General features: G+C 76.0%; 10 protein-coding genes. 7 read left to right on the forward strand and 3 right to left on the reverse strand.

Features of this window, described 5'->3' with window-relative positions:
- The first annotated feature begins 101 nt into the window (after positions 1 to 101).
- From ACZ6S5_RS24790 to ACZ6S5_RS24800, 3 genes are read left to right on the forward strand one after another with little or no spacing between them, the layout of a single operon-like run.
- Positions 102 to 1,142 carry a zinc-dependent alcohol dehydrogenase gene (locus tag ACZ6S5_RS24790; RefSeq protein ID WP_466004132.1) on the forward strand — a complete coding sequence of 347 codons (1,041 nt, stop codon included), beginning with the start codon at positions 102 to 104 and terminating at the stop codon, positions 1,140 to 1,142.
- Positions 1,143 to 1,164: 22 nt separating this feature from the next.
- Positions 1,165 to 1,983, forward strand: a complete 819-nt coding sequence (locus ACZ6S5_RS24795; RefSeq protein WP_466004134.1) for a TIM barrel protein — start codon at positions 1,165 to 1,167, stop codon at positions 1,981 to 1,983.
- Positions 1,980 to 3,341 carry an MGH1-like glycoside hydrolase domain-containing protein gene (locus ACZ6S5_RS24800; protein ID WP_466004135.1) on the forward strand — a complete coding sequence of 454 codons (1,362 nt, stop codon included), beginning with the start codon at positions 1,980 to 1,982 and terminating at the stop codon, positions 3,339 to 3,341. The genes ACZ6S5_RS24795 and ACZ6S5_RS24800 overlap by 4 nt, the downstream gene beginning before the upstream one ends.
- 43 nt (positions 3,342 to 3,384) lie before the next feature.
- On the opposite strand, the gene ACZ6S5_RS24805 is transcribed toward ACZ6S5_RS24800, so the two are convergent.
- Positions 3,385 to 4,089: a CBS domain-containing protein gene (locus ACZ6S5_RS24805; RefSeq protein WP_466004137.1), complete on the reverse strand. Its 705-nt coding sequence runs from the start codon at positions 4,087 to 4,089 to the stop codon at positions 3,385 to 3,387.
- 94 nt (positions 4,090 to 4,183) lie between these two features.
- Positions 4,184 to 6,289, reverse strand: coding sequence for a molybdopterin-containing oxidoreductase family protein (locus tag ACZ6S5_RS24810; RefSeq protein ID WP_466004139.1), 2,106 nt, complete (start codon positions 6,287 to 6,289; stop codon positions 4,184 to 4,186).
- A gap of 95 nt (positions 6,290 to 6,384) precedes the next feature.
- Here ACZ6S5_RS24810 and ACZ6S5_RS24815 point away from each other — a divergent pair, with 95 nt between their 5' ends.
- Both ACZ6S5_RS24815 and ACZ6S5_RS24820 read left to right on the forward strand, forming a co-directional pair.
- Positions 6,385 to 6,978 (forward strand): maleylpyruvate isomerase N-terminal domain-containing protein, encoded by a 594-nt coding sequence (locus ACZ6S5_RS24815; RefSeq protein WP_466004141.1) that lies wholly within the window; start codon positions 6,385 to 6,387, stop codon positions 6,976 to 6,978.
- A 62-nt stretch (positions 6,979 to 7,040) separates the two neighbouring features.
- Complete coding sequence (locus tag ACZ6S5_RS24820; protein WP_466004143.1) at positions 7,041 to 7,439, forward strand: NUDIX hydrolase; 399 nt, start codon at positions 7,041 to 7,043, stop codon at positions 7,437 to 7,439.
- 261 nt (positions 7,440 to 7,700) lie between these two features.
- On the opposite strand, the gene ACZ6S5_RS24825 is transcribed toward ACZ6S5_RS24820, so the two are convergent.
- The gene (locus tag ACZ6S5_RS24825) at positions 7,701 to 9,014 is read right to left on the reverse strand and encodes an aminotransferase-like domain-containing protein (RefSeq protein WP_466004144.1); all 1,314 of its coding nucleotides are present in this window, start codon (positions 9,012 to 9,014) and stop codon (positions 7,701 to 7,703) included.
- Between the two features lie 99 nt (positions 9,015 to 9,113).
- Here ACZ6S5_RS24825 and ACZ6S5_RS24830 point away from each other — a divergent pair, with 99 nt between their 5' ends.
- Entirely contained in the window at positions 9,114 to 10,379 is a 1,266-nt protein-coding gene (locus ACZ6S5_RS24830; RefSeq protein WP_466004146.1) for an MFS transporter, read from the forward strand.
- Positions 10,380 to 10,453: 74 nt separating this feature from the next.
- Positions 10,454 to 10,846, forward strand: coding sequence for a DUF2267 domain-containing protein (locus ACZ6S5_RS24835; RefSeq protein WP_466004147.1), 393 nt, complete (start codon positions 10,454 to 10,456; stop codon positions 10,844 to 10,846).
- The last annotated feature ends 217 nt before the right edge of the window (positions 10,847 to 11,063 follow it).

Below are 11,063 nucleotides of genomic sequence, written 5' to 3' on the forward strand. Positions count from 1 at the left end.
GAGCACGGCGTGCCTTCAATACCCATCTATTGATCAATCCAACCACATATGCCGATTTTTTCGGCTAGAATCGGGGCCGGCACTTTTCTCGGAGCGACGCCATGGCCAACTGGGTTGTCTCTCTGGCCGGGCCCCGGCGCGTGAGCCTCGAGCCCTGCCCCCCGGACCCGCTCGGCCCGGGCCAGATCCGCGTCCGCACCTGCTATTCCGGCATCTCCGCCGGCACCGAGCTGACCCTCTACCGGGGCAGCAACCCCCGGCTCAGCAAGGACTGGGACGACGCCGCCCGGATGTTCGTGCCCCGGCAGGCCGCGCCGGCCTACCCCGTGGTCGGCTTCGGCTACGAGGAGGTCGGCGAGGTCGTCGAGGTCGCCCCCGACGTCGCCGACCGTTGCCCCGGGCAAGTCGTCTGGGGGATCTGGGGGCACCGCGCGGAGGCCGTGGTGGCGGCCGGCGCGGTCACCCCGCTCGCCCCCGGGCTCGACCCGTTGGCCGCCGTCTTCGCCCGCCCCGGCGCCATCGCGCTGACCGCGGTGCTCGCCGGTGACCTGCACCTCGGCGACTGGGTGGGGGTCTTCGGGCAGGGGGTGATCGGACTGCTCGGCACCCGGCTCGCCGTCCTCTCCGGAGCCCGGGTGGTCGCCGTCGACCGGGTGCCGGCCCGGCTGGAGCACGCCGCCCGGCTCGGCGCCCGCCGGGTCGTCGACGCCGCCGTCGACTCGGCCGCCGTCGTGCTCCACGCGGCCACCGGCGGGCGCGGCGCCGACGTCTGCCTGGAGCTGTCCGGGTCGTACCCGGCGCTGCACGAGGCGATCCGGGCCACCACGCCCGCCGGCCGGGTCGTCGCCGCCGGCTTCTACCAGGGGTACGCCCACGGGCTGGGACTCGGCGAGGAGTTCCACCACAACCGGATCCAGCTGGTGGCGGCCCAGGTCTCCGGGCCCACCCCGGCACCCGGCACGGCCGGCCGGTGGACCGGACCCCGGATCGCGCACACCTTCATGGACCTGGTGGCCGAGGGCTGCGTCGACCCGCTGCCGCTGGTGAGCCACGTCGTCGACGCGGGCGCGGTGGCCGACGCGCTCGCGTTGCTCGACCGCGAGGACGGTGACGTCCTCCAAGTGGTGCTGAAGTTCCCTTGACGGTCTCCTCAAAGGAGCTCCGATGACAATCCCGCTCGCCTGCCAGGAGCAACTGCTCCCCGGCGCCGGCCTCGCCGAGAAGTACGCCCTCGCCGTGTCCCTCGGCTACCAGGGCATCGAGCTGCGCGGCCGGGGCGACCTGGCGTTCGCCCGGCGGCTGCCGGAGCTGCGCCGGGCCCGCGCCGACGGGGTGGTCATGCCGACCGTCTGCGTCGAGATGGACCACTTCATCGGCGACTTCGACCCGGACCGCTCCCGGGACGCGGTCCGCAACCTCCGCTCCCAGCTCTCGGTGATCGCCGAGCTCGGCGGGGTCGGCGCGATGACCCCCGCCGCCTGGGGGATGTTCTCCCGCCGGCTGCCACCGTTCGAGCCGCCCCGCCCGCCCGAGGGCGACCGGCAGGTGCTCATCGACGCCCTGGGCGAGCTGGGCGAGCACGCCCGCGCGGAGGGGGTCACCCTGTTCCTCGAACCCCTCAACCGGTACGAGGACCACATGGTCAACCGCCTCGACGAGGCGGTCGCGCTGTGCCGGGCCGTCGGCCTGCCCTCGGTCCGCGTCGTCGCCGACACCTTCCACATGAACATCGAGGAGGACGACGTGCACGCGGCGCTGCGCGCCGCCGCGCCGTACCTGGGGCACGTGCAGGTCAGCGACTCCAACCGGTACCAGCCGGGGGCCGGACACCTGGACTGGGCGGCGCTGCTGCGCACTCTCGACGAGATCGGCTATCCCGGCTGGCTGGCCCTGGAGTGCCGGCTGCGCGGCGAACCGGTCGCCGCCCTGCGGCAGGCCGCCGCCGTGCTCGGGCAGGCCGGGCCGTGGCGGGCGGCCGCGTGAGCGCCGGCCCCCTGGGCGGCGCGCCGGAGTCCACGCGGGAGGGCGGCGCGGGCGCGGAACGGGCCGCCCTGCTCCGCCGGTTGGCCGTCACCACCCTCGACGCCAACTGGGAGCACGGCCACACCGTCCCGTCGCGCACCCTCTACCCGCACCAGTGGAGCTGGGACTCGGCGTTCATCGCGGTCGGGCTGGCGCACCTGCGCCCCGACCGGGCCTGGCGGGAGCTGCGCACGCTCTTCTCCGCCCAGTGGGCCGACGGGCGGGTGCCGCACATCGTGTTCAATCCCGCGCTGCGGGTCGGCTCGTACTTTCCCGGGCCCGGGTTCTGGGACTCGTCCCGCGCCGACGGAACACCGGCCGTGGCCACCTCCGGCATCGTCCAGCCGCCGGTGCACGCCCCGGCCGCCTGGCTGGCGCACCGCCGGGCCCCCTCCGAGGCATCGGTGCAGGCGTTGCGCTGGCTCTATCCGCGGCTGGTCGCCCAGCAGCGCTACCTGACCGGGCGGCGCGACGTCGGCGGGGGCGGGCTGGCCTGCATCGTGCATCCGTGGGAGTCCGGGTTGGACAACAGCCCCGCCTGGGACGACCCGATGGCCGCGGTGCCCGCCGAGGCCGCCGTGATGCGCGCGTACCGCCGGCACGACACCACGCACGCCGACGCGGCGCACCGCCCCACCGACCTGGACTACGCGCGGTACGTCGCGATCGTGGCGGCCTACCGGGGGGCCGGCTACCGGGACGAGCGGCTGGCCGAGCAGCCGTTCCTGGTGGAGTGCCCGCTGGTCAACGCCGCGCTCGGGGCGGCCGAGCACGCCCTGGTCCGGATCGCCGGCGTGGTCGGCGCCGACCCGCGGCCGCACCGGGACCGCGCGGCGCGGATCACTGCGGCCCTGGTGGACCGGCTCTACGACCCGGTGACCGGCACCTTCCGCCCTCGCGACCTGCGCACCGACCGGCTCGTCCCGGCGCGGACGGTGCTCGGGCTGCTGCCGTTGATCCTGCCCGACCTGCCCGCCCGCCAGGTCGCGGCGGTGCTCGCCGAGGCGTGCTCGCCCCGGTTCGGCCTGGCCGCCCGGATGGACCGCCCGCTGCCCACCTACGACCGCACCGCCCCGGACTTCGAGCCGCTGCGTTACTGGCGCGGCCCGAGCTGGGTGAACATCGCCTGGCTGCTGTGGCGCGGGCTGCGTACCCACCACCGGCCCGACCTGGCCGCCGGGTTGCGCGAGTCGATGTACGCGCTGGTCGCCAGCAGCGGCTGCCACGAGTACTTCCACCCGGACACCGGGGCGGGGCTCGGCTCGCCGGCGTTCAGCTGGACCGCCGCGCTGGTGCTGGACGCGCTCGCCGAGAGCTGAGCCGCCGGCGTCGAACCGACGCCGGCGGCCCGTCGGGGCACCGTCAGGCGATGCCGGCCGGGGTGATCGACGCGGCCCGCAGCGCGGACATCGGGGCGTCGTCGATCGCGTACCCGAGCGCGGCGACCACCTCGACCACGCCGCTCACCTGGCGGGTCATCCGCAGCGCGAGGTGCACGGTCGACCAGCGGTCGAGCTGCCCGGTGAGGGTCACCACCCCGCCCGAGACGGTCACCTCGACCACGTCGTCGGGCACGCCCAGGGTGTGGCGCAGCACCTCGTCCACCACGTCCCGCCGGAGGTCGGCGTCCGGTCGCAGGTGCACCTTCAGCAGGTCGCCGCGGGTCACGATGCCGACCAGCCGGTCGAGGTCGTCGACCACCGGCAGCCGCTTCACGTGCCGTTCGTCCATGACCCGGGCCGCCTCGACCAGCGAGGCGTCCGGGGACACCGTGACCGGGGGAGCGGTCATCAGGTCGGCGGCCAGGGTGGCGCCGGCCTTCGCCCGGGCCTCCCGCTGGTGCCGGTTGGGGAAGATCCGCCGCTCCTGCGGCTGCCCCAGCAGCTCCACCTTGTACAGCAGGTCCGCCTCGGACACCACGCCGAGCACCCGCCGCGCCCCGTCCACCACCGGTACCGCCGTGACGTGCCGGCCGGTCAGCACGTCGACGATCTCCCGGTACGCCGTGTCCTCCCGTACCGACGTCACGTCGGTGGTCATCACGTCCTGCACCTGCCACGTACGCATGGCGACCTCCTCGCTTCCGCTTTCGACGCTACGGACGGGCGGCGGGCGGGAGCAGGGGCGCAGGGACCGCGCGGGCGGGCCGGAGGTCCCGGGTTCAGCCGACCGGCACGGCCTCGGCGTCGGCGGGCGGGTCGACGAGCAGCAGCTCGGCGGGGACCGGCTCGACCTCGACCCGGCAGTCGTGGAAGGTCGGCCCGCCGCCCAGGTCGGTGTCGCGGACCGCGGTCACCGCGTTGACGGTGGCCCGGCCGGGACTCAGCCGCGCCCAGTACGCCTTGTAGGTGAAGGCCACCCCGGGGCGGGTCGCGTCGTCCACGGCGACCGCGGCCAGGAACGCGCCCCGGTCGTTGTGCACCCGCACCGCGTCGCCGTCGGCCAGGCCGCGCGCCGCCGCGTCGTCCGGGTGCAGGTGCACCCGGGGCGGCCCGGTCCGCCGGGTGTGCCAGGGCAGCGAGGCGAAGGTGGAGTTCATCAGGAACTTCCCGGCCGGGGCGAGGAGCACCAGCGGGAACCGGGTGGCCAGCGCCGCGTCCCCGGCCTCGGCCGGCGGGGTGAAGCCGGGCACCGGATCCACCCCGAGCCGGGCCAGCGACGGGTCGTGCAACCGGGCCCGGCCGTCGGCGGTCGGAAAACCACCGGCGGCGTACGGGGCCGAGCCGACCGCCACCCCGGTGGTCCGGGCGTACGTCCGCTCGCACAGCTCCTCGAAGCTGACCGGGGAGCCGCGCAGCAACTGCCGGGCCAACTCCTCGTCGCTGTCCCGCAGCCGGGGATGGTCGATGCCGAGGGCGGCGGCGATCCGGCGGAAGATCTCGGTGTTCGGCAGCGCCTCGCCGGGCGCCTCGGTGGCCGGCAGGTTCAGCGTCGTGTAGTGGTGGCCGTAGGCGGAGTGCAGGTCGAGGTGTTCGGGCTGCATGGTGGCCGGCAGCACCACGTCGGCGTAGTCGCAGGTGTCGGTCCAGCGTTGCTCCAGCACCACGGTGTGCAGGTCGTCCCGGCGCAGGCCGGCGAGCAGCCGGTTCTGGTCCGGGGCGGTGGCGGCGGGGTTGGCGTTGAACACCACCAGGGAGGTCACCGGCGGGTCGGCCGCCTCGGTGAGCACCTCGGCGAGCCGGCTCATGTTCAGCGAGCGGGCGGGCGGGGCCGGCAGGTCCGGCGGCCGCACCACCGGCCCCTCGTCGATCGGGTGGTGCCCGCTGGTGGAGACCAGGGCGCCGCCACCCGGGTACCGGAAGTCGCCGGTGAGCAGCGGCAGCGCGCAGATCGCTCGGATCGCCTGGCCGGCGCCGTGGTGCCGTTGCAGGCCCAGCCCGACCCGGACCGCGGTGGGCCGGGTGGTGGCGATCCGCTCGCCGAGCCGGCGGACCACCTCGACCGGGAGGCCGCACTCGGCGGCGGCCCGCTCCACCGGCCACTCGGCCAGCCGCGCCGCCAGCTCCGCCCAGCCGACCGTGTGCGCGGCCAGCCACTCCTCGTCGAGCGCGCCGGCGTCCAGGACGCCGCGCATCAGGCCCAGCGCCAGCGCGGCGTCGGTGCCGGGCAGCGGGGCGACGTGCCCGTCGCTGCGCGCCGCGGTGTCGGTGCGCAGCGGGTCGATGGTGACGAGGTACGCGCCGCGCTCCCGGGCCCGCTGCACGAACGGCCACAGGTGCAGGTTGGTGGCGAGCGGGTTGGCGCCCCACAGCACGATCAGCTTCGCGTCCACGATGGACTCCGGCTCGAAGCCGACCTGGCCGCCGTAGATCGAGCGCAGCGCCGCCCGCGCCGCCGCCGTGCAGATGGTGGTGTCCAGCCGGGAGGCGCCCAGGTGGGCGAAGAGCCGGGGACCCATGGTCCAGCCCTGCACGTGCCCCATCGTGCCGGCGAAGTAGTAGGGCAGAACCGCCTCCGGGCCGTCCCGCTCGATGCTGGCCCGCAGCCCGGCGGCCACCCGCTCGACCGCCTCGTCCCAGCTCGCCGGCCGGAAGGAGACCCGCCCGGCGCCCTTCGGCCCGGTGCGCACGTACGGGGTGGTCAGCCGGTCGGGCCCGTTGACCGCGTCGAGGTAGCGGTTGACCTTGCCACAGAGCGCGCCCCGGGTGAACGGGTGGTCGCGGTCGCCGCGCAGCGCGACGGCCCGGCCGTCCTCCACTGTGAGCTGCCAGACGCAGGTGTCCGGGCAGTCCAGCGGGCAGGCGCCGGGGTGGGTGGTACGGGCCATGTCGCGAGCCTAGCGAGGCGGCCCGCAGGCCGGGGCGGCGGCGACGGGGCGACTCGGGCAGGATGGGCCGCACGGGCGTACCGGGGGAGGGCGCGATGACGGTCAACGCCGAGGATCTGGAAGCAGCGACGTCGTGCGTGGCGGCGGCGCTGGGGCCGGTGGCGGCTGCCGACTGGTCGCGGCCGGCCGGCTCGTTGGAGTGGGACTGCCGACGGACGGCGGAGCACGTCGGCGACACCCTGCTGTCGTACGCGGCCCAGCTGGTGGCCCGCCCCGACGACCGGTACGTCTGCTTCGAGGCGGTCGCCGAGCGGGATGCTCCGGCTGGGCAACTGCTGGAGTTCGCCGTCTGCGCGGCCCGGATGCTCGCCCTCGTCGTCCGGGGCACCCCAGCCGGAGTGCGCGCGTTCCACCCGACCGGCCGGGCCGACCCGGAGGGTTTCGCGGCGATGGGCTGCGTCGAGGTGCTGGTGCACGGGGAGGACATCGCCGCCGGTCTCGGGGTGGCCGTCGACCCGCCGCGTCCGGCCTGCGCCCGGGTCGTCGCCCGGCTCTTTCCCGACGTGGCCGCCAGCCTGGCCGACGTCGACCCGTGGGACGCGCTGCGCTGGTGTGTCGGTCGCCGCACCCTGCCCGGCCGGCCGCCGCGCGGGTCCTGGCAGTGGCGCGGGGCCCCGATCGGCGGCTGACCCGGCACCGGGCGCCGCCGTGCCACTGACTATGGTGAGGCCGCAGCCGAGCGGGGGGCGATGTGCGCGAGATCGACAAGGTGGCCTGGATCCGGGTCGAGGACGGCCGCGTCCTGAGCACCCGGTCCCGGGGAAAGGATGTCTGGTACCTGCCCGGCGGCAAGCGGGAGCCGGGCGAGACCGATCTGGAGACCCTGATCCGGGAGATCGGCGAGGAGTTGGACGTGGCGATCGTGCCGGAGTCGGTGGAGGCCGTCGGCACCTTCTCGGCCCAGGCGCACGGCCACGCCGCCGGGACGCTGGTGCGGATGACCTGCTACGCCGCTGACTACCGGGGCGCGCTGCGACCGGCGAGCGAGATCGAGGAGCTGGCCTGGCTCGGCTATCCGGACCGGCCCCGGGTCTCCCCGGTTGACCAGGTCATCTTCGACCACCTGCGGTCGACCGGCGCGTTGCGCTGACGCCTCTGCTCGCGGCTGGCACGAGACACGGAACGCCCGACGCCCCTCGACGGCCGGCCGGCTGAGCAGGCACGCCCGTACCAAGGGATATGTCTCTCAGACATATTCATGCCTGAGAGACATATCACTTCCGCGACCAATGCTCACCTGGTGACAACACGCCGCGACGCGCGCAGGTGTGGCGGAGCTCCGCCAGGGGAGGACGTCGATCCGGAAGCACCGGCCGGCCTGGCGGCGGGCGGAAAGGGGATGCGCGGTTGCTCAGCCGGGCAACAGCCGCGCCAGGGCGCGCAGCGCGGTGCGGACCGTCTCCTCGTCGGCGCTGAGGCTGACCCGCAGCCCGGGCGGCACGCCCCGCCGGGCGGCGAACTCGTCCACCTCCGCCACCGCGATCCCGCGGCGGCGGGCGAGGGCGGTGACCGGCTCGGCGTCGTGGTCGAGGCGTACCCAGGCGAACGGCGCTGGCCCGTCGACCGCCACCCGGTCGCCGAGCAGGTCCCGGGCGAGCGCGGCCCGGCCGGCCAGTTCGGCGGCGCGGGCGGCGGCGAGCCGGTGCGCGGCCCCGCTCAGCACGAGCTGGGTGGCGACCTCGGCGACCAGCGGCGCGGGCGCCCAGGCCAGGGCGCGGGCGGCGGCGCGCAGCGGTTCGGCCAGCGCCGCCGGGGCGTACCGGTAGCCGATCCGCAGCCCGGGGGCGAGGGTCTTGGTGATGCCCGTCAGGTGCACGGTGCGGGGATGCCAGGCGGCGACCGGCGGCGGCCGGTCGGGCCGCAGCGCCCCGAACGGGTCCTCCTCGATGACGGTGAGGTCGTGGGCGGCGGCGACGGCCGCGATCTCCCGACGGCGGTCCGCCGGCATGGTGATCCCGGTCGGGTTGTGCAGGGTGGGGTGCAGGTGCAGCGCCGCCACCCGCCGCCGCCCGCAGAGCCGGTCGATCGCGTCCGGGCGGGCGCCGGCCGCGTCGCTGGGCACGGTGGCCAGTTCGACGCGGAGCAGCCGGGCGGCGGCGAGCAGCCCGGGGTTGGTCAGCTCGGTGGTCACCACCACGTGGCGGGGCTGGGCCACGGCGGCCAGCGCGGCGGCGAGGCCGTGCTGCCCGCCCGCGGTCACCTCGACGGTGTCCGGCTCCGGCCGCCAGCCGGCGTGGGCCATCCAGCGGGCGCCGGCGATCCGGTGCCGCACCGCGTCGGCGTCCTCCGCGCCGACCGCGAGGGGGTCGGCGGCGATCCGGTGCAGGATCGGCGCGACGGCCCGGTGCACCGGACCGTGGCCGGGCGGGTGCACGGCGGCCACGTCCAGCGCCGGCGTGCTGGCGGCGACCGGCGGGCTCGGTGCGGGGGCGACGAAGGTGCCGCGCCCGACCTCGCCGCTGAGCAGGCCGCGCCGGGCGGCCACCTGGTAGGCGCGGCCGACGGTGGCGACGGTGACGCCGAGCCGCCGGGCCAGCTCCCGCTGCGGCGGCAGCCGGTCGCCGGGGGAGAGCCGGCCGGCCGCGATGTCGGCGCCGATCGCGTCGGCGAGCGCCAGATAGCGGGGTCCACCGCCGGCCAGCCCGGTCGGCTCCCAGATTGTCACCGTGACAATCTAGCCGCCGCGCCGCCCGGTCGCCGCCGGATTGTGACCGTGACAATCTGGCGCGCCCGACCTTCCGGGTACGCGCCGGAGGCTGCCCGCATGACCGTCACCTCCGCCGCCCTCTGGCGGCACGCCACCTTCCGCCGGCTCTGGCTCTCCGACGCGGTCAGCACCCTCGGCACGCACGTCACGACCGTGGCGCTGCCCCTCGCGGCGCTGACCGTGCTCGGCGCCGGCCCGACGGGGGTGGCCGCGCTGACCGCCGCGACCACGCTGCCGTACCTGCTGCTCGGCCTCCCCGCCGGGGCGATCGTGGACCGGCTGCCCCGCCGCGCGGTGCTCGTCACCACCGACCTGGCCCGCGCCCTGGTGCTGGCCAGCGTCCCGCTGGCCTGGGCGGCCGGACTGCTCACCCTCGCCCAGCTCGTCGCGGTGGCGCTGCTGGCCGGCTGCGCCACCGTGCTCTTCGACGTGGCCTACTTCGCCGCGGTGCCGGCGGTGGTGCCGGCCGGGCGGCTCGCCGACGCCAACACCCGCCTCGAGGCCACCCGGGCGGTCGGGCAGACCGCCGGTCCGGGCCTGGCCGGCGTGCTGGTCGGGGCGCTGGGTGCGCCGGTCGCGCTGCTGGTCGACGTGGCCAGCTTCGTCGCCTCGGCCCTGTTCCTGGCGGGTACGCCCCGGCTGGCCCGGTCCGCCGTGCCGGGGGCGGCGGGGGTCTGGCGGGACGCCGCCCGCGGGATCCGGTTCGTGTTCCGCGACCCGGTCGTCCGGGCGCTGACTCTCTGCTCCGGGCTGACCAACCTCTGGCACGCCGGCTTCCTGGCCATGCTGCTGGTGTACGCCGTCCGCGAGCTGCGGCTGCCCGCCGCCACGGTCGGCTTGCTGGTCGCCGGGGCCAACGTCGGTTACCTGCTCGGCGCGGCGGTGGCCGGCCGGGCCCGGGCCCGCCTCGGCGTCGGGCGGGCGGTCACCGGGGCGGCGGTGCTGCAGGTCGGCGCCGCGCTGGTGCTGCTGCCGCACCCGCTCGGCGTCGGCGCCGGACTGGCGGTGAACGCCTTCGCCAGCGGGCTGTACAACGTCAACGCGGTCAGCCTCCGGCAGGCGGCCACGCCGCCGGCGCTGCTGTCCCGGATGACCGCCACCAGCCGGTTCGTCATCTGGGGGGCGATGCCGCTCGGGGCGGCCCTCGGCGGCGCGTTGACCGGGCTGCTGGGCGCGCCGGCGTACCTTGCGCTGGCCTCGCTCGGGATGGCCGCGGCGGCACTGGTCACCCGCTGCTCGCCGGTCTGGCGGACCCGGGACTTCCCGATCCCGGCGGACCCCGCCGACGCGGCGGCCGCCGACGCGGCGCCGGCCGCCCGCTGACCGCCGTTTGCCGCCGCCGGCCCCGGGTAACCGGCGGGGCCGGCGGCGGCGGGCCGCGGCGACAGGAGGCGGACGTGCAGTTTCCCCGATTCGTCGAGGCGGTGTCCCGCCGCTCCGAGCTGCCCACCGACCAGGCCGCCACGATCTCCCGCGCGGTGCTGCAGACCCTCGCCGACCGGATCACCGGCGGCGAGTCGGCGGACCTGGCGGCCCAGCTGCCCGACGAGCTGAGCGGCTACCTCACCGCCCCGACCGACGGCGGGGGCGGCGGACCGGTGACCTTCCTGCGCCGGGTCGCGGACCGCGCCGGGGTGGACCCGGCGGTCGCCGAGGTGGGCACCGTGGCGGTGCTCGCGACGCTGCGCGAGGCGGTCACGGTCGACGAGTTCCAGGACCTCGTCGCGCAGTTGCCGAAGGGATTCGACGCGATGGTCGACCCGATCCCCCGTCCGCCGTACGATCGGTGAGGACGTGCTCCCCGACCGGGGTTGAGCTGCGGCAAAGGTGCCGCCGGGCCGAAGATTCCACGGTCCGGAAGTATTTTCACCGGAAAATAACTCGCGAGTAGGTCTCTACGCCGAAAATGGTCTTCGCGCTAGAGGGATGATCGGACGGTTTCCGTCGTCCGAGGTTCCAGGGGGTCGTCACCCCTTCGGGCTGACCCCGATCGATTTCCTTCCCATC

This window comes from Micromonospora sp. NPDC051924 (genome assembly GCF_055586005.1).

Coding starts and splice junctions, on each gene's coding strand:
- ACZ6S5_RS24790 (WP_466004132.1), top strand. CDS start 102: ATGGCCAACTGGGTTGTCTCTCTGGCCGGGCCCCGGCGCGTGAGCCTC.
- ACZ6S5_RS24795 (WP_466004134.1), top strand. CDS start 1,165: ATGACAATCCCGCTCGCCTGCCAGGAGCAACTGCTCCCCGGCGCCGGC.
- ACZ6S5_RS24805 (WP_466004137.1), bottom strand. CDS start 4,089: ATGCGTACGTGGCAGGTGCAGGACGTGATGACCACCGACGTGACGTCG.
- ACZ6S5_RS24810 (WP_466004139.1), bottom strand. CDS start 6,289: ATGGCCCGTACCACCCACCCCGGCGCCTGCCCGCTGGACTGCCCGGAC.
- ACZ6S5_RS24815 (WP_466004141.1), top strand. CDS start 6,385: ATGACGGTCAACGCCGAGGATCTGGAAGCAGCGACGTCGTGCGTGGCG.
- ACZ6S5_RS24830 (WP_466004146.1), top strand. CDS start 9,114: ATGACCGTCACCTCCGCCGCCCTCTGGCGGCACGCCACCTTCCGCCGG.